Here is an 18,854-nt window from a genome sequence, read left to right on the forward strand (position 1 = left end):
CTTCCTCACACGGAGTGTGAGGAGTACATTTTGCCAAAAACCAAAAACCAAAAACCAAAAACCATTACTCCATAACTCCACTCCTCCAAACTCCAACCACCCCCCATGCGTATCGGCAAAGTTATCGGCACCGTCACGCTTAATCGCCAGCATCCGGCGATGACCGGGGCGCGGTACAAACTTGTTGTGCCGCAGTCGCTGGCGAATTTAGCGGGGGATAACATGTCCCCGGCGGAGGAATTGACCGTGTATGACGATTTGGGGGCGGGGGAGGGGAGTATGATCGCCTTTAGCGAAGGGGGAGAGGCGGCCCAGCCGTTTCGGCCCGTTTTTAAGCCCGTCGATGCGTACTGCGCGGCGCTGTTAGATCAAATTGTAATTTATCCCGCGACCTGATTGACCGGAAATTTTGCTAACCCAGACAAACAGAGTTTTTCACAACCCACCTTCCTGATTACTTGTCGGCGGCGAACATGGCGAATTTGCAACAACTCAAAGAAGAAATCTGCGACATCGGACGGCGCATTTACAACAAGGGCTTTGCCGCGGGGAATGACGGGAACATCAGCTTCCGTCTCAGCGAAAAGGAGGTCCTGTGCACGCCCACGATGATTTCCAAGGGATTCATGAAGCCGGCGGATTTATGCATTGTGGACCTGGAAGGGAACCAGATCTCGGGCCAGCGCAAGCGTTCCAGCGAAATCCGGCTGCACCTGACGATCATGAAGGCCCGCCCCGAGATCAAAAGCGTGGTTCACTGCCACCCGCCGCATGCCACGGCGTTTGCCGTCGCCCGCGAGCCGATTCCCCAATGCGTCCTGCCCGAGGTCGAGGTCTTCTTGGGCGATGTGCCGATCACCAAATACGAGACCCCCGGCGATCAAAAATTCGCCGACACTGTGCTCCCTTATGTTCATAAATCCAACGTGATGATCCTGGCCAACCACGGCACGGTCAGCTTTGGCGAATCGGTCGAACGGGCCTATTGGTGGACGGAAATTCTCGACGCTTATTGCCGGATTTTGCTGCTGAGCAAGGACCTGGGGCATGTGAATTACCTGGGTGAGCAAAAGTCGCGGGAATTGATCGAGCTGAAGACCAAGTGGGGATTCAAAGACGCGCGGCTAACCGATGGCGTGGAAAACTGCGATATCTGCGCGAATGACGTGTTTCGCGGCAGCTGGGCGGAGACGGGCGTTAGCCGCAAGGCGTTTCCCGCCCCCGAGCCAATCTCCACCCGCGCGGCCATCGGTGATGGCAGCCAGCCGAGTAAAGTTGCCGCCGTGGCGAATGCGAACGCGGGAATTCCCGTGGTTTCCGGTCCCACCGGTGAGCAGGTCGCGGCGGCGGTGGCCGCGGCAACCCAAAATTTGGGCAACGCGCGTGCCGGCGAAACACCCGATCAGGAACGATTGATCCAGTTGATTACCGATCGGGTGATGGCGGCGTTAGGGAAGTAGAGTTTGTGGGGGAGTAGAGTTTGGAGTAATGGAGAGAAAGAGGAAATCATATCTCTAAAACTCCCTCATCCGGCTCGCAAGCTCGCCACCTTCTCCCACGGGGAGAAGGGTTTTTAAAACCCCCACTATCCTCCCCACACACCATCTCCCCACCATCCACCATCCACCATCCACCATCCACCATCCACCACCCACCACCCACCATCCACCACCCACTAACCACTATTCCCTCACCATGAAAGTCAGCATTATTGGCGGCGGCGGCTTGGTCGGCTCTTGCACGGGATTTGCGCTGCAGGCGGGGGGAATCGTGCGCGAAGTGGCGCTCTTGGACGCGAATGCCGACGCGGCGGACGGCCAGGCACTCGACCTGTTGCACGGGTCCTCCAGTATGGCTGATCAGGCGTTTTACGCCGGTGGATACGAGCAGATTCCCACCAGCGATTTGATTTGCATTACCGCCGGATTGCGGCGCAAGCCGGATGAAAGCCGGTTGGATCTCATTAACCGCAACGTCGATCTCTTTACCGGAATCCTTGCGGAGATTTTAAAAGTGGGGCTCAAACCGGGCGCGATCGTGCTAGTGGTCTCGAACCCCGTCGATGTGCTGACACATTTGGCCGCGCAGCGCCTCAAACTGCCGCCGCATCAGGTGCTGGGCCTGGGAACACAGCTCGACACGCTACGTTTTCGCGGGTTATTAGCCGCCAAACTCAACGCCGCACCCACCCAGGTGCAGGCGCTGATCCTAGGCGAGCATGGCGATAGCATGGTTCCGATCTGGTCCGCCGCCACGATCGGCGGCCTGCCGCTGGATAAATTTCCCCATTGGACGCCACAACTGGGCCAGCAGATCTTTGAACGGGCCAAAACCAGCGGCGCGGAAATGATTAAAAAGAAGGGCGGGGCGGGCTTTGCCGTGGGCGTGGCGATCAAGGATGTGATCGAAGCGGTCGCGCTGGATCGCCGTTGCGTGTTGCCTGTTTCCAGCGTGCAGAACGGCTGTTATGGACTAAAAGACGTGGCAATCTCGGTTCCGACGGTCGTGGGTCGGACGGGTGTCCAGAGCCATTACGAGATCGACCTCTGGCCCAAGGAGCTGCAAGCGCTCAAGCAGAGCGCGAGCGTCCTGCGCGAGACCTTGGACGCGGTTACGAAACGCCTGGCGGGAAAGTAAAATTTCATTGCTAGGGAAATGCAAAATCACGGAGCCACGGAGGAAAACACCGAGCGGCACGGAGAACAGATTTGGAACATAGATACAACAGATGGGACTGATTTACGCGGATCAGTAAAGAGAATTCAACCGGACGCTAGCGCGTGTCGGCTGATGGTTGATGCAGTCACGGTGACGAAATCAGCCGCCGGGCGCTAGCCCACGGTTCATTTTCCTTTGGATTGCCCCTCCGTGCAACTCGTTAGACTCCGTGCCTTTGTGCTAAATCTTTCCTTCTTGGTTTAACCACATGCAAAAAACCCTTGACGCCAAATTGGCTGAAATTCACGCCGATCCGCACGGTTCGCGGGCGTTCATTTTGGCCGACGCCAAGGACGCCGACATGGCCTTTGGCATGGGGGCGCCGGGCCTCTCGCCCGAGCAGCACGCCGGGGAGGTCCGGTTTCGCACGTTGGCGCAGTATCGCGACCAAATCCGCCAGATTATTCAGCAGGGGCTAGTGGATATCATGCTGATGTCGGCTAGCACCAGCGCGCAGCTCACGTTGATCGAAGGGTTATTCGACCATAGTCCCATCACGCCCGCTGGTCGGGCCAATGATGCCACCGATGTCTTTGTGGTGCGGGGACAAAACTACCTGGCACAGCCCGCCCGGCCGTTCCGCTCGGCCGCGCTCGATCATTTGCAGTGCGGGCACCTGGACTGCGAGCCCCAAGAGCGCGTGCGCGGGGCAAACCTGGGCCTGTATAGCGTCACTTTTAATAACCGCCTCGAGGAGGATTTGCACACGCTTGAGCAATACAAGCTGTTCCGCGAAGAGGCGGAACGCAAGGGCTTTCGGCATTTTCTGGAGGTCTTTGATCCCAATGCCCCGACCGCATTAACAGCCGATACAATACCCCCATTTATTAATGACCACATCGCCCGCACGCTGGCGGGGGTCGCGCCAGCGGGTCGGCCCGTGTTTCTCAAGATTGTGTATCATGGTCCCCGCGCAATGGAGGAACTCGTCGCTTATGATCCGCACTTGGTCGTGGGCATCCTGGGGGGAAGCGCGGGGACGACCTATGACGCGTTTAAAATGCTGGCCGAGGCTAAGAAATACGGCGCGCGGGCGGCGCTGTACGGGCGTAAAATCAACCAAGCCGAGAACCAGTTAGCCTTTATTGAGTTTCTAAAGCTGCTGGCCGACGGACTGATCACCGCGGAAGAGGCGGTAAAAGCCTATCATGCGGTCTTAGCCAAATTGGGCATTCAGCCACACCGTAAATTAGCGGATGACTTGACTCTGCAAACCGCGGCGATGAGTTACGGCGGCATCCCCCAGGTAAGCGTACCTGCTTTGCCGTCGGCCATGCAATCAGCCTCCCCCCCGGATAAAAAACAGGCATCCCCGGGGGATTGCGGCTGTGGCGGGACAGTCCCCGCGGCATGTGCCTGCTCCGGGCACGCCCATGATGATGCCCCACAGACAAAAGGGCAAAAACCGGCCAGCCAAAAAGCCGCGGCGTCCGCGGGCCAATCATCCCCGCGACCGCTAACAACCGCTGAGAAACTGGCCGCGAATCAGGCGAAACGGGACCGCATTTGGGGACGTATATAGCTTTTACGCGCTATTAATAAACCCGCTCGGGCCGCGACCGCAGGCTGTTGGCCTCGGCGTCGTTGACAAATTCCACCGTCTCCGGGTTGATCGTAAGCTCTCGCTGCAGCATCCACGCCAGCGCGGCGGCATGGCAGGCCACATGCGAATGTTTCATCACCGAGGGATTGGCCGCCGTGGTCCCGCGGGATTTGACAGCGTCAAAAAAATTCCGCGCGTGCGCCGACACATCTAATCCCACGACTTTACCTTCCCGGGCGGGCAAATTCGCCCGCAGTGCGTCATCGCTGACTTCGATATCGCCGCTATCCCCCGTTTCCACCCAGCCACTTTCACCCACGAATCGGACGGGGCAGGTTCCCAGCTTTTGGATCCAACCGGGGCGCTGGCCAAAGGGCGTTTGCAAAAAGTCCAGGACCAGCTTGACGCCGTTGGCATACGCGCAGGTGATGGACTTTTCCGTCGGCGTGTAGGTTAAAGGCAAGGTGTTATCCACTTGATTGGCCCATTGGCACTGGTCAACGGTGTGCGCGCCCCAGTCGAGCAGTTTGGCCCCCGAGTCAAAATCATGGATGCCCCGCCAGCCTCCCGCCACGTAGCGGCTGTTATAGGGCCGCCACGGAGCCGGACCCAGCCACAAATTCCAGTCGCACACATCCGCCGGAGGTGATGGTTCGGCGGGGAGCCAGTTATTGTCGAGCGCGGGTTGATAGACTGACGCATAAAGTGTTTGCAGTTTCCCCAATTTTCCCCCGTGCGCCAGTTGGACCGCCGCTTGAAAGTTGGGGACGCTGCGCCTTTGGGTGCCGGCCTGAAACACTCGCTTTTCACGCTGAAAGACAGCTTCGATTTCCTGACAGTCGGATATGGTGATTCCGCAGGGCTTTTCGGAATACACGTCTTTGCCCGCTTTGGCCGCTAAAATTGACGCCCGCGCGTGCCAGCGGTCCCCCGTGGCGATCAGCACGGCGTGAATGTCCTTACGATCCAGGACTTCGCGAAAGTCGCGGTAAATTTGGCATTCGCTGTCGCCATAGTGGCCATCCACGAGTTTCTTGCCCGCTTCGCGGCGGCTGGCCTGCACATCGGCAATGGCCACGCAGCGGACATCCGGCTGCTTCAGCATGGCAGCCAAGTCATAAGTTCCCCGCGGGCCAATGCCGATCACGCCCAAGTTGATCGTGTCGCTAGGGGGAATGATTCCCTCCCGGCCCAGCGCGCGGGTGGAAACAAATAACGGGGCCGCAATCATCGTCGCGGCGCTGGCGGCCAAGGAAGTGGTCAGAAACTGTCGGCGGGAAGAGTTGGGCATAAAAAATCCACTTTCTAGTTACAGCAAGGGCAAGGGTGATGGATACAGCTGAGAAATTTAATCCCCTCGGAGATACGTTAAAATTTTTAGCCATACCGGGACAATACGCAAGTGATTTTTGCAATTCCACCAAATTGCTAGTCTCGGGGCGGCAGTTTGCCAATTTCACGCTGAACCCTGTCTGAGTCAGGGACAATTGGCAGTTGGGTGGCGGAGTGGCCATTAGCCCGCTAGAGCTGGCAAATTATTCGCCAGGATGATTGGCCAGAACACGCAATCCCCGGCCTAAAAATAATTCCAGTTGAGCGACCTGCAAGTGATACAAATACAATAACCGTAAATGGTCATTTTTTAACTTTAAGATGCGAATGCGTGCCTCGATAATTTGCCACGCCTCGATGGCTTGTTGTTCGGTCGCGGTTTCCAAGTCCGCTTCCGCCGCTTGGATCGCGGGAACGACTAGTTCCTCGTATTCCCGCAAATTTTCAGCCAAGATGCGGGCTTGCGCGTAGGCCGACAGCACATCGTTGACGCTTTCCAATTCCGCCAGATCCAATCGGGCCGCGGCTGCCTGGGTATTGGCCACCGCGGCGGCGATGCCCCCTTCGTTGCGATTAAAAATTGGCAAATCCAGTTGTACCCGCGCTCCCAGGGAATCACCGTTGTCATGTGTGTCCCCCCGAAAGCGTGGACCAACCTGCAAATCGGGTATTCCCCTGGCCCAGGCGACAGAAACTTCCCGTTGGCGTGTTTGCCAGGCGGCTCGCGCGGCGGCGATTCGTGGCAGGCTGCGTCGCGCTAGCTCGGCAAGTGTCCCATGGTCCATTTCTATTAACGAAAAAAATTCCAGCGAGTCCGCCAGGGTGACAGGTTCCAGCTGCTGTTGACCGATAGCGCGCGCTAAACGTAGTTTGGCTAATTCATATTTGGATGCCGCTTCCGTGCTTTCAACATGCGCCGACCACGCATTCAGTCGAATAAGGGAAATTGTGCCCAGTCGGGCATCAACGCGTTTTTGCTGTAACTTGGCCGCGGAATCGGCGTACTCGCGCAGTTTTAGCAGATTGTCGGATAATTCTTGATAGTAACGGGTTTCATAGGCGGCGGCGGTGGTTTCCAACAGAAGCACCTGCGCGTCGGCATCTCTTTGCTGGCAAGCTTGTGCAATTTCCGCCTGGGCGGCTGATTGGGCTCGGGGGATTTTTTTACCCAAGGGAAACGTAAACATCAACCGGCTGGTAATATCCGTGGATTCCGCATCTGAACGCAATTCATTTTCGGTATCTAGGACCAACGTGGGATTGGGCCACAAACCAGCCTGCAACAACCGCCCACGGGCCGAGTTAATTTCATGATCGCGGGCGAAAAGTAGGGGATGCTGGTCTAAGGTGGCCTGCCACAACTGCTCAAGGGTCAACGTTCGCGGGGTAATACTCTCCGCGACGATTGTTCCCGACACGGTTGATTGAGCCGAAGTTTGGACAACTTTGGAAGGATTTTCTACCTCCTCTTCGATCCAGGATTGCAGCAACTGGCGATTGGCGCGGCTTGGTGCGGGGTTAGTAGCAAAATTGTCGGGGGGAGACGCATGCTTGGGCTGAGGACTCGCAACCACGGACTTTTCCACAGACCCCACCCGGCGGGGAAGTTCGTTAGATAACAAAGAGAAATTTGACCGGGGTGTGGGGGGAATCTCGGTCGAAGGTGAATTCCACACCGCGAGGCAGCCCCCCTGGCAAAGCATCAGCCAGCAACCCCACCAGCAGCCGAGTGTCCAAGACCAGCTCGTTTTTAACCGAGGTTGATTCAAAAAAAGCGATCCTTTATCACAAAAAACCTAAAAAGCCGCTTACTTGGAACAAAAATAGTTAGCGCGGAGGAGTATATCGGTGCCAGCAGTTGGGTCAAGCTCAGTCTTTAACGCCCTCTCACAGGCTGGTTCATTGTGGCAGAGTGGGCAAGTTGGGTTGAGAGGTGAGTTTGTATTTTGGATGGAATCGAGAATCTAGGAATAAACTGCGGAATTGTGAGCGAATTGTTAATTTTGGATAAATGTGCCTAGTAAAGATTAGAAATTGTTTTTGAATATTTTTATAAAAAACTAGTAACTCTAGGCAGGTTAAGACTATATAACGATTGCAAGATATTAAGATTTGGTTACAATAGTGTTAGGGGAATTTGTGGGGAGTGGGCGTGAGTAGGTTGCCGCCAAGGTAAAAATTGCGTGGACAGGCTGCCATTTTAGGTAACGCGGATTTGGCTTTGGACTTTTTTTCGACCGCCACGATTAACGGATTGACCTGAATATACGGAGCTGATGGGGGAATAGGCAAAATGGGAGCTTCTGCATTGCAGTCCAGTCGGTACGAGCTGAAATATTGGATTACCGAAGCCCAGGCCACGACAATGCGCGCTTATGTGCGGCAATTTCTAGTGCCGGATGAGCATTCACGCGTGGAAAATAATTTTCGGTACTCAGTGCACAGCCTGTATTGCGACTCACGGCGCCTGCAAACCTATCATGCCACCTGCCAAGGTTTAAAAAACCGCTTTAAGCTGCGGTTGCGGTATTACGATGATCAGCCGACCAGCCCGGTTTTTTTAGAAATCAAACGGCGCGTCGGAGGAGTCATTTTTAAGCAACGGGCCGCGACCAGCAAGCCCGCTGCCGCGCAGTTTTTGTGCGGACACCCATTGGTCAAGGAACATTTAATCGCGGGAGAGTCCGCTCCCGCGTGGGCCGCCTTGAACGAGTTTTGTGATTTATATCACGAAATTCGCGCGGTTCCCTGTGTATATGTCACGTATAGCCGCGAAGCGTACGTTTCTCCCCAAAGCAACGACGTCCGACTGACCTTTGATCGCGACTTGTATGCCCATGCCTACCGTCCGTCGAATGGCTTGACTGTGCCCCCCCGGATACATCCGGCCCAAAATTCGCAAGTGTTGTTGGAGCTTAAGTTCACGGATCGGTACCCGCAGTGGATGCGGCATATGGTGGCCGCACTCAATTTGCTGCGAGTTTCTTTTGCCAAGTATGTGCGTTGTCTGGACACCGTGGGTTGTCCCTGGCAGGGGCAGTTCTCGCCGGGAGTGGGATTGGCTTCATGAACGGGGAATTATTGCAAAATCTGTTGCCCGCGGATAGCGCCGCGGGGGCCATCGCCCCGCTGACGGTCGCCTTTATGCTGTTATTGGCCTTTTTTATCGGCCAAATTATCGGCTGGGTTTATATCTGGACGCACTCGGGTTTATCCTATTCACAAACTTTTGTGGCGTCGTTGGTCATTATGCCGGTGATTATCGCCATGATGATGGGCATGATGGCCGGCAGTCTAGCCGTGGCTTTTGGGTTGCTGGCGGTCTTTGCCGTGGTACGCTTTCGCAGCGCGCTCAAGGATACCCGCGACACGATTTTTGTCATGTGGGCCATTCTGGCCGGGATGGGCGTGGGGACGGGTCGGTTTTCGATGTCGGTGGTTTCAGCGGTGGGGATCGGGCTGGTGATCATTTATGTGCATTTAATCTCGTTTGGCAGCCGACATCGTTATGACGCCGTCATGGGCGTGCAGTTGTCAGGCGATGTCCGTGATTTGCAGTCAAAATTGCGGGGGATACTGGATCTGCATTGCGCGCGGGTTCATTTGACTAGCCAGCAGCATTTGGGGCCGGGGGCGGTGGGAATGTCTTTTCGGGTGTTAATGCGCGACCCGGCCCGCGGTGACGAATTTCGCCAGGAGCTAGAGCAAACGCCCGGGATTGGCGATGTAACGCTGTTCATGCGCGAGGATGAATCCGAAATTTAATTCATATGCCCACCTCTCGCCGCATCCCAACGCCGTTTTGGTTGCGTCTTCGCCGCTGGCGAACGAGCGTGGGCCCGTTGTTGACATTTTTAGTGACAATGACGGGAACGTTCTATTTGTGGAGCCGGCAGGCCGTAATCCCTCCGGCGATGGGCGAAGCGCTGAGCGTGCGATTGGATGTGGTTGCCGCGGCCGAGGGACAACTTACAAATTTTCGCGGACCTTGGAAACTATTTGATACGGTGACCGCGAATCAGGTCATCGCGCGGATCGATGATCGTCCCGTCCTGGCTAAACTTGAAACGTTGCAAAAGCAATTGGCCATGCTGCGGTCCAAACTACGGGCCGAACAGGCGGCCTGGCTAATCGCCGAGAATGACCGCCACGACCGGCGGGAGTTGGAATTGCAACGGCTGCAATGGGAAGTGGATGCCAGTCGACTGGAGGCGATTTATCAAAAGGTCGAACTAGAAGGCGCAAAAATCGAACTGCAACGACGGACGGAGCGGTTGTCCATGTTAGAGCCATTGGTTCCGACGGGGGCGGTGACGCGGCTACAATACAGCGAAGAGAAACTGCTGCATGATCGCTTGGCGGCCCAGTTAAAAGAGCGGCAAGTGGCCCAGGAACAAGCTCAAATCGCGCAGACGCGGGCGACGGAGCGGCTGCAAAATTTATCCAAGTTGGACGCGGCGGATATGGCGGCCGCGCTCGAGCCGTTGCACGCGGAGATTGCCGTGCAAGAATCACTCATGGCGGAACTGCAATTTTTGGTGGCTGGACTGGAGATTCGAGCCCCTATGAGCGGCGTGATCGCGGTCATTCATCGTTGGCCGGGCCAGCATGTGCGAATGGGCGATCCCCTGATCACTATTGCCAACGCCCACAGTGAGGCGGTGATTAGCTATTTACGCCCCGAAAATCAAGATTTGCCGGCGGCGGGAGATACTGTGTCGTTACGGCCACGACGCCCGGGAACGAGTGCTATTCCAGCGATAGTCGAGCATGTCGGTCCCCAAGTCGAGCTGGTCCCGGAACACCAGCGTCGCGATCCAAAGCTCATGGAATGGGGCCTCCCCGTGCGGATTGCCCTCCCCGCCGATGCGCGGGTGATTCCCGGCGAACTGTTGGATGTGCTCTTTTAAGGGAATCTCATTCGATAATCCCGCTGCTTACTTGGGCTTAATCTCATAGATGGTCCGGCGGGGTTCCTTGTCGCCACCTTGGCCAAAGGCCCACCAGCGGTTATTGCCTAAAAAGATAATGGGTCCCAGGTTGGGTTTGTCGTGCAAATAATCGGGAAAGGAAATAGCTTTACCGATGACGCCGGTGGCTGGATCAAATCCTACCAGTTCCACCCGTTTTTCGTTACGATCTTTTTCCTTGACCGCGCGGGTGAACCAGCAGTTGCCACTGGCGGATAATTGCACGCCCGCCAGCATTTGGGGGATGGCAAGCGACCAAAGATACTTTCCCCCGGCGGCGGTATAAGCGGTAATTCCCGTTTCGTCCTGGATTAACAGTCGGTCCCCCACACAGCCTAGTATTGCCCGCACATCGGGCAGGACGATCCTCCACAAGAGCAAACCCGAATCGGGGTCCAGGGCCTCGACGGCGGGAACGCCCGGTTGTTGGATGAGCAATTTTCCGCCGCAAAGATACGGGGACTGCATCGCCTGGCGGCCCCAATCCCGCTTTTCGCGTTGACCCAGCCATAATTGTTTGCGCACCCAGCGCAATTCTCCTTGCCAATCCAGGCAAAAGACAAATCCGGTGCAAACGCCATAAATTCGCTCCCCCGTGGATATCCATTCCGCCGTGTGCTGGTCATCCCAACACGGATTGACGGTAAACAAAGGAGTCTGGCGGAGGACTTGGCCGGTTTGCGCGCTCAGCGCGCAGAGGTAAATTTGGGATTCGGTTTCTCCCCGCGCAATTGTTAGGACTTGAATGCCGCGCGGGGTGATCAGGGGATCGCTTATGGGGGTCAGGCTGGCATGCGTCTGCCACTGGACCTGGCCATCGGTCTTGACGCAGGCCAATTCCGGGCCGGTGCGGCGCAATCTGCGGACATAGATTTTATCTCCCTGTATCACTGGCCGCATCGGTACCAGCGGCCAATCATGGACCCGCGGACGGTCATTGCCATTCTCGGATATCCAGCGCATTTTGCCGGTGGGTTGTTCATACGCGGTAATTTGAAAACGATTAGCCAAGACGACATCATTCCCCGCGGGCAAACCATGAAAGATTCGTGGCACCCAGTCAAACAACCGCTCGCCGTCGCTGGCGTCATTCATAACGGCCGGAAAATCATGCAGATTATCCCCGGCCGCTGCTTCGATACTGCCGATGGGTTTAATTTCCACTTGGTCACAATCCGGCAACGCGACGGGAAGCGGGGCCGGGTGGATCGCGCCCGGCGCGGCGGATTGGCCGTCTAACAGATTTTGGATCAATTTTTCAAAGTCCGCCGCGGGGAGCAACTGATCAGCCAATTGCACGGCCTGGGCGGGGGCTTGGCCGATGCGTTCTCCGGCCAAGGCCGCGACATAACGAATTTTGGCGGATAATTGCGATTGGGCCGCCCCGTCGCTCGTCCCCAGGGCCGCTTGATAATGTGCCTGTGCGGCGGCAAAGTCCCCGCCAGAAAGTTCACGATCGCCCAACCAGTGATGCGCCGCCGCCGCGGCGGGAGTCCCGCCATACTGCACTGTCAGGGCCAACATTGCGCGGGGATCGGCCGCTTGTTCGGCTTGGTGGTACTTGAGCATGCCCAAGGGTGCAAATTCGGAGCTTAAGACGCGATGAAGCTCGGGATCTTCGCGGACCGCCACCGTGACCGCGACCGGGACGGAATAATAAAGTTGCGGGTCGCGCTGACTGGGTAGCAAACCTAGTTTATCATCATAGTGAGCATTGGTGATGAGTTGGCACGCATCGCGATAGGCTTTGCTACCGATGGCGGACTGCAATTCGGCGATAAAGTTATAGCCCTCTTTGTTGATTTCCTCGCGGTAGGGATGGCGCAAATCCACCCGGCGGTATAGATCGTTCTGGGGGGCGTGTGTGTCATCGCGACGTTGGGCGGGGGGGAGTTGCGAGGCAAGCCAGGCGTCTCCCCAACTGAGCAACTCCAGGCGTGGATACAGACCGCGTCCCGCCCCCAACAGCACCCCGCTAGCGGGCAAATCCACCCGATAGATCGCCTCGAGCAGTTCTTGCAGATATAACGACGACCATTGGCGTTGCCGCACGTCCCAGGTGTTAAAATCGGCCATGACATAATGGGGCCAGACGCGCGACCAGGCGCGGGGTTCGCCGCGCAGGGCCAATTGCCGGGTGATACGTTCATAATACGGTAAAAACCGCTCTTCGGCGGGATAATCGTGCACGGCCATCCAGGTGTGCGCAAGAGCCGCGATTGTATCCAGCAGTAAAAGTTGTTGATCGAGTTGTTCACCCGGCGGAAGCTGCGCCAGCTCGGCATACAAATCCGCAAATAGCGACAATAATTGCGGGTTGGCATATTCACGGTGTTTTCCCAGGCGGACGGTTTCAACCAGGCAGGCCCGTTGCCAGGTTTTTTCGTCCAGATCGGCTGGTTTTGTTTTCTGCACCAGTTCTTTCCAGCCCGCCTCGTTTTGGACATTCTTAAAATCCTCGAGCGGCTGCAGCTTGGTTCGGTCGGCCAGGGCGTATTTTTCCAGGTAAGGGAACGCCCGGATGCGCACCTGGTGCAAAATGATCCCCCGCGGTCGGTCGGACTGCGGAATCATGATGCCAAAACGTGTGCAGCCCCCGTCCGTCCCTTGCATGGGGTCAAAGGGACTCCCCCAGTTTTCTCCATCCTGGCTCAGCCACATTCGTAACATTCCGGGAGATTGCAACACCCGCACCCAGGTGCGCGTCCCCGCCGAAGCGGCAACCCGGTCCCGCACGTTGTGGTCGACTTCGTAACGGTTGTCATAGGGGCTGACAAACTCCCAGGCTTGACGTTGGCTGTGGTTATCCCGAAAGTTGCCGATTCCGTATTTGGGTTGGCCGTCGCTGGTGGCCAGAATCAGCCGCGCGCCTGGCTGCGGTGTTTCCACGTCAAATTCCAAGATCGCTGGCACGGACATGTCCCAGTCCACCGTCGCCCAGGTATGCTTTTCGGTTCGTTCGCGGGCGGATAATTCCACCGCGCCCGTGGGGTGCTTGATCCACTCGACGCCTTTATTCGGTTCAAACTCCAACTTCCAATTCAATTGGTCGAGCCGCTTTAGTTCCTTGGTGACTGGGGGAGGTTGGTCCAAGCGGGCGATTTCCACTTGCCAGGGGTCCTTGTCCCGCGGCAGAACCGGCACCAGGCTGATTCCCTGAACCAAGGCCCGGCCATCCAGAATGATTTCCGGAGCAGTGGTAAAAGGAACCTGAAGCAGCGGGATGCCCATCCGGCTGAGGACGAGATGCTGGCCCGTCCAAAGGAGATCGATTCGCTGGGGCAGGTCGCCATTGTGCAAACGTAAATTTCGCTCGCCATCGGAGCCGGCAAATAAAAACTCAGCGGGGCGCGGTTCGTTGGCGGCTTTGCGCGTCGTGCGATACGCGACCCAGGTGTTGCGTTGATGTTCGTACAAGCGCAGGGTATAGCCCCGGTCCCCTTCCCATAAATGCAGGCAAAACCGGTTGTCGGTGTCGCTAAACGCCAAGCGGAGCGCTTGATTGGGTTGTAACTTGGCCCGCAGTCGCGCCGCTCCGTCATAAATGCAATAGTTGAATTGCCAGCGCTGGGTCATATCGATCCGAAAATCTTGGACCGGCTCGAGCCAGGATTCGAGATCGGATTTCCCCGGGGGCTTTCCCCAACTGGCTACCGGTTCGCAGGCACATTCCCACAGAGAACGCGGGGCGCGGTCTAAATGTGTAACTCTCGTCCAAGGCGGGCGGTTCTCTGGTCGAGAGGCGACGGTATTTGCCGCCGCGACAGGTTGCAAGGCCAGCGCGTCCAGATCGGGAAAAAGCTGTAATTCCGGCTGTTTCCGGCTGCGGGACTCCAGCCGGAGGGTGTTCTCGCCGGCGGTTAAGTTAATTTTTAGGCTAGGGGTCCAGCCTTCGGCGAAATCTCCGGAAAAGCCCGGCATCGTGGCACCGGCTAAATCGTTTTCGACTAACTTTTCATTCACCCAGAGCCGGAGCGGGGCGGGTTGCAAATTGCGATACCGCAATTGCAGGCGGTAGTCGCCGGCGACGGGGGCTTGGATCTTGTATTCAACGGTCGATTTATCACGTGTCGGACGCAAAAAAGAAGTATCACCTTCGTTGATGGGGGCCAAGCCCGTGGCGGCATGATATTTTTCCGCTTCGTACAACACCCAGCCATCCCGTTGGCGGGGGGGTTGGGCGCCGATTTGATTTTGGGCGGGGGGCATGGTCCCACCCGCGGTATCCGGCTGAGTCGCATGGGCCGGGTTATCTTGATGAGCGTTATTGTTGGCGGGGGGGGCTTGGCTAACAAGCGGGTTGGCCGGGGCTGGGTTAGCTTGATTATTGTTGGCAGGCGGGGGGGCCAGGGCCGGGTCTGCCGCGGGGGCGGTAACCGGTTGGACTTTCAGGGCTAAATCTGCCTCGGCCTGATCGAGCCAGACTTTGATCCAAATTCCACATAATAGCAACAAGGCCAACGCCATTCCCCACAACACCCAGGGATTGCCGCGGGGACTGGCACGGTTGGCCCGGGCCAGGATTTGCTCTGGTCGCAGATCGATATACCCCAAAATCTGCGCTAGCGATTGGTCCATGCGCAACCGATCCCGCAAGACCGTCTGCAATTTGCCAGAACTGTCCAGGTGGCTGCGCAATTGGGCGATTTCGGCGGCGCTCAACTCCTGGGGCAGCTTATTTTCGAGCAACTCGATTAACTCGGCGTCGGTCATTGCTGGTCACTTTTTAATTTGCCACTGAGACACATTTTAAGGGCTTGCCGGGCGCGAAACATGAGCAATTTTACCGCCCCTTCGCTGCGGCGCAGTAAATTGCCAATTTCTAGCAGGCGTTTATGCTGGCGATAGTACAGGTTCAGCGCGTCCCGCGCGCTCGGTCCTAGGCCATCCAGGCATTCCGGCAAATGCTGGGTGTAATCGTCCATGATCCCCAGATCCTCCCCCACCCGCGTTTCCAAATCAAGGCACAATTCCGTCCAGGCGACTTCTTTGCGGCGCTGATAGCGGCGAATATGTTCCCGCAATAAATTACGGGCGATGCCATACAACCACGGACGGACCATGTGGGGAGAATCAAACTTGGCCCGGGCGGTATAACAGCGCAAAAAGACTTCTTGGGTTAGATCCTCGGCATCGGCCGGTTCCAAGAGCCTGGCCCGCAAAAAAGCGTAGACCGCCTGCTGATGTCGCTGGATCAGGGAGGCAAATGCGGCATTGTCCCCCCGCTGCGCTGCGATGACCAGTTCGTGATCTTGCATGACAAAGCGTCGCAGGCGCGGGGGATGTGAAAGGAAAGGCGGGGCCGTTCACCGCAAAGGGTGAACCGCAAATAAGTGGCAAACAGGCGCTTCATGGCATGCGGTTTTGCCAATACAGCGTATCTAGGCAGGTAACCTCATTTTTACCGACCTGCCCCGCGCACGCAAGAAAAATTTTAACCGGGCGATTTTTCCATTTAAAAAAAATCTCCCTTGATTTACAATTCCGGCAACATCTTGACGATTATTGGCCGCACCAATTTTTTATTATCTGATAACTTTTCATATTTTACGCGGCAAGTAAGTTTTGGTTCGAGCCATTTAACGCCACTCATGCTTAACGGCAAAAAAGGCTCGGGGCGCAAAATTTGCGGCATACGCTCGGTCAAAAAGCTGCTGGCTGCCGGGGGAATCCCCACGGAAATTGTCCCCACATAGGTCAGTTCTCCCTGCACATCCATGCCCAACACCAAGCCGTCAAAGCCGCTTTCTCCCGCGGGATAATAGCCCAAGATCACGCAATCAGCGGAAAAGGGACGGTTTTCGGCGGCGGCTTTTTGTTTGGCCCGCACCAGGGCATTATTGTTTAGTGCGGCGGCCGTATCGCCGATGTCCCCGCTGGCACGCTTTTTCTGGGCGGAGATAGCCTTGGAGAGGCTCCAATCCGCTTGTTCCTCACCCCAATCGATACGCAGGGTCAGCCCCGCGAATGCCACGGCCGCCACGGCTAGCGACATTCCCCATAACCCCATTGCGGCGCAGTACCAGCGGCGTGGCAATTCACGCAAGGTGTACGACCATATGGCAATCGGACGGGTAAAAAAGTCCAAGAGCGCGAAATTTCCGCCCCCCATTAATGCCCGATAATAGCAAATAAAGTAACCAATAAAAAAACCGGTCCAGCCCGCGCTAAATTGGACCAGCCCCACCAAAATAGCCAAGTCCGCTTTTTCCAGGCGATGCAAGCCGATTTGTGCGGCGGCGGTCAGGGCAAATATCAGCGCGACTCCGCAGACTAACGCCCAACCCCACCCAGGTATATTAAAAAGCATTTGCCAGGCGGATTGTAGTCCCAGCAGCGCGGGAGGTAACTTTGCGGGGGAAGCAGCGGGGCTGGAGTTATCGCCGGTGGTGGAAATCGTGGCCAGATCCCACGGATCCAGTTCGATCTTTACCTTCCAACGATAATGATAGCCGCAGGCGGGACACCAATCGCGATCCAGTGCCCGGGCGTGGCCGCATTCGGGACAAGCATCCCCGGGCGTCGCCGCGAGCGCGGCGGCGTCAACGGCGGTATCCGAAATAGGCTGCGTGGCAACGGACATAGCGAAACATACTTTCTCCGCCTGAATGACCGCTTTTAAATTTTTTTACTCTAACAGGGCGGCTAAAAAAATCTAGGTCGGAGAAAGACACGCGCGCTTCATTCCCAACGTACAATATAATTCGCGGCTTGCCGCCGGAAACAGGATAAGCCATTTAATCTGATTAAACGCTAGAATCGAATCATCGCTTCTAAAAGCGAGAGCCGTAACTGGTCTTCACAGTAGTTCCGGTAGGGGTGTACCCTCCGCCAGTTTGACCGGTTGGCCAAAGGGGGAATACAGTTCTTTTTTGGGATTGATTCCCAAGGTGCTTAAAAACGTGGCGTGCAAATCGGCGATGCTGTAACTTTTTGGCACTTTTCGCCCACCGCCGGGATCGGTCTCACCCAGGACCAAACCCCGCTTTAGCCCACCCCCCGCCGTAACCACGGTAAAGGCGTGCGGCCAGTGGTCCCGTCCCTTAAACGGGTTGATATTAGGCGTGCGGCCGAACTCTCCGGCCCAAACGACTAGCGTGGTATCCAGCAGGTTATGCTGTTCCAGGTCGCGAATGAGCGTGGCCAAGGCTGGATCGAGGATTTTTAATTGGTTACTGACCCCTTCAAAGTTGTTGGCATGGGTGTCCCAACCATCCAGGGTTACCTCGACGGCGCGGACGCCGGTTTGCACCAGTTTACGCGCGACCAGGCAACTGCGACCAAATTCGGTATTGCCATAGGCGGCCAAAAGTTCCCGCGGTTCCTTACTAATGTCAAAGGCGGCCAGTTGCTTGCTGCCCATCATTTTTTTGGCGGCTAACATGGTGTCGCGGTTGCGGGTTTCGGCCGCTTGGCGCTCACGTCCGCGGGCGAACGACTTTTCCAGCATTTCCAAGTCGGACAAGCGTTGTTTTTGACGATTTTCGTCGACGGCGGATTGAACATCGGGAACGGGATTGATGGGATCAAAGGTTTTGAAGGCGTCGTATTCATCACCCAGAAATCCCCCCCGTCCAGGCCATTGACCGGGCAAAATCGAAATGTGCCTGGGAATCTCGGTTTGGGGGGCGGGCAATTCATGGCAGACAATCGCCCCCAACGAGGGGTGAACCACCGCCGGCAAAGGGCGATAACCGGTCTTGACCGTGTAGGTGCCCCGTTCATGGTCCCCTTCCTTGCTAGTGACCGTGCGGATGAGCGACATCCGATCCAGGATTTCGGCGGTTTGCTCTAATCCCTGGGCGATTTTAACACCCTTGGTGGCGGTGGGGATGGATTTGGTCGGACCCCCGATTTCGGTCCCGGGATGCGGGTCAAATGTCTCTAGCTGGCTGGGTCCACCCTGCATCCACAGCAGGATAATCGCGGTCGCGGGTTGGTGTCGGGAAACTTTTTGGGCTTCGTCGGCGCGGGCCAGTTGATGGGCCAGCATGGTTAGCCATCCCCCCGCGCCAATTCCCGCCACGCGCAAAAACTGCCGCCGATTCCAGTCGCTGGCCAAGTTTTGATAGGGCGCGTGCTGGGCGGCGTGGAATTGCTGCGGATCGAATTGCTGGGAAGCTGGAAAAGGTTGCTGCGAAGCTGGCAAGGCCATAGTGCACCAGATTTATTTCAAAGAGAAAACGGTGGTTTGTAAGGTGCGTGTCAAAATGTGACGAAATCAGCCGCCGGGCGCTAGCCCACGGTTTATTGAAAACGCATTAAATACAACCGGACGCTAGCGCGTGGCG

At 56.6% G+C, this 18,854-nt stretch carries 13 protein-coding genes; 7 read left to right on the forward strand and 6 right to left on the reverse strand.

Going from position 1 to position 18,854, the window contains the following annotated elements; genetic code table 11:
- The first annotated feature begins 105 nt into the window (after nucleotides 1-105).
- The 4 genes from SFX18_18970 to SFX18_18985 all read left to right on the forward strand — a co-directional run bounded on the left by SFX18_18970 (nucleotide 106) and on the right by SFX18_18985 (nucleotide 4,240).
- Nucleotides 106-396 (forward strand): EutN/CcmL family microcompartment protein, encoded by a 291-nt coding sequence (locus SFX18_18970; protein MDX1965235.1) that lies wholly within the window; start codon nucleotides 106-108, stop codon nucleotides 394-396.
- Nucleotides 397-473: 77 nt separating this feature from the next.
- A complete protein-coding gene (locus tag SFX18_18975) occupies nucleotides 474-1,460 on the forward strand; it encodes a class II aldolase/adducin family protein (protein MDX1965236.1) in 987 nt (328 codons plus the stop codon).
- Between the two features lie 235 nt (nucleotides 1,461-1,695).
- The gene (locus SFX18_18980) at nucleotides 1,696-2,637 is read left to right on the forward strand and encodes a lactate/malate dehydrogenase family protein (protein MDX1965237.1); all 942 of its coding nucleotides are present in this window, start codon (nucleotides 1,696-1,698) and stop codon (nucleotides 2,635-2,637) included.
- Between the two features lie 289 nt (nucleotides 2,638-2,926).
- Nucleotides 2,927-4,240 carry a hypothetical protein gene (locus tag SFX18_18985; protein MDX1965238.1) on the forward strand — a complete coding sequence of 438 codons (1,314 nt, stop codon included), beginning with the start codon at nucleotides 2,927-2,929 and terminating at the stop codon, nucleotides 4,238-4,240.
- A 13-nt stretch (nucleotides 4,241-4,253) separates the two neighbouring features.
- On the opposite strand, the gene SFX18_18990 is transcribed toward SFX18_18985, so the two are convergent.
- The gene (locus tag SFX18_18990; protein MDX1965239.1) at nucleotides 4,254-5,552 is read right to left on the reverse strand and encodes a Gfo/Idh/MocA family oxidoreductase; all 1,299 of its coding nucleotides are present in this window, start codon (nucleotides 5,550-5,552) and stop codon (nucleotides 4,254-4,256) included.
- 244 nt (nucleotides 5,553-5,796) lie between these two features.
- On the reverse strand, nucleotides 5,797-7,362 hold the full coding sequence (locus SFX18_18995; GenBank protein ID MDX1965240.1) for a TolC family protein: 1,566 nt from the start codon (nucleotides 7,360-7,362) through the stop codon (nucleotides 5,797-5,799).
- 524 nt (nucleotides 7,363-7,886) lie between these two features.
- On the opposite strand from SFX18_18995, the gene SFX18_19000 reads away from it, so the two are divergent.
- From SFX18_19000 to SFX18_19010, 3 genes are read left to right on the forward strand one after another with little or no spacing between them, the layout of a single operon-like run.
- Nucleotides 7,887-8,663 carry a polyphosphate polymerase domain-containing protein gene (locus SFX18_19000; GenBank protein ID MDX1965241.1) on the forward strand — a complete coding sequence of 259 codons (777 nt, stop codon included), beginning with the start codon at nucleotides 7,887-7,889 and terminating at the stop codon, nucleotides 8,661-8,663.
- The gene (locus tag SFX18_19005; GenBank protein MDX1965242.1) at nucleotides 8,660-9,358 is read left to right on the forward strand and encodes a DUF4956 domain-containing protein; all 699 of its coding nucleotides are present in this window, start codon (nucleotides 8,660-8,662) and stop codon (nucleotides 9,356-9,358) included. Before SFX18_19000 ends, SFX18_19005 begins: the two co-directional genes overlap by 4 nt.
- A gap of 5 nt (nucleotides 9,359-9,363) precedes the next feature.
- Entirely contained in the window at nucleotides 9,364-10,503 is a 1,140-nt protein-coding gene (locus SFX18_19010; GenBank protein MDX1965243.1) for an HlyD family efflux transporter periplasmic adaptor subunit, read from the forward strand.
- Nucleotides 10,504-10,530: 27 nt separating this feature from the next.
- Here SFX18_19010 and SFX18_19015 read toward each other — a convergent pair whose 3' ends face one another.
- From SFX18_19015 to SFX18_19030, 4 genes are all read right to left on the reverse strand, one after another.
- Nucleotides 10,531-15,276: a PQQ-binding-like beta-propeller repeat protein gene (locus SFX18_19015; GenBank protein MDX1965244.1), complete on the reverse strand. Its 4,746-nt coding sequence runs from the start codon at nucleotides 15,274-15,276 to the stop codon at nucleotides 10,531-10,533.
- Nucleotides 15,273-15,821, reverse strand: a complete 549-nt coding sequence (locus SFX18_19020) for an RNA polymerase sigma factor (GenBank protein ID MDX1965245.1) — start codon at nucleotides 15,819-15,821, stop codon at nucleotides 15,273-15,275. The genes SFX18_19015 and SFX18_19020 overlap by 4 nt, the downstream gene beginning before the upstream one ends.
- A 218-nt stretch (nucleotides 15,822-16,039) precedes the next feature.
- Nucleotides 16,040-17,146: a hypothetical protein gene (locus tag SFX18_19025; GenBank protein MDX1965246.1), complete on the reverse strand. Its 1,107-nt coding sequence runs from the start codon at nucleotides 17,144-17,146 to the stop codon at nucleotides 16,040-16,042.
- A gap of 216 nt (nucleotides 17,147-17,362) precedes the next feature.
- On the reverse strand, nucleotides 17,363-18,718 hold the full coding sequence (locus SFX18_19030; protein MDX1965247.1) for a DUF1501 domain-containing protein: 1,356 nt from the start codon (nucleotides 18,716-18,718) through the stop codon (nucleotides 17,363-17,365).
- Nucleotides 18,719-18,854 lie beyond the last annotated feature (136 nt).

The organism is Pirellulales bacterium, assembly GCA_033762255.1.
Taxonomy (GTDB): Bacteria; Planctomycetota; Planctomycetia; order Pirellulales; family JALHPA01; genus JANRLT01.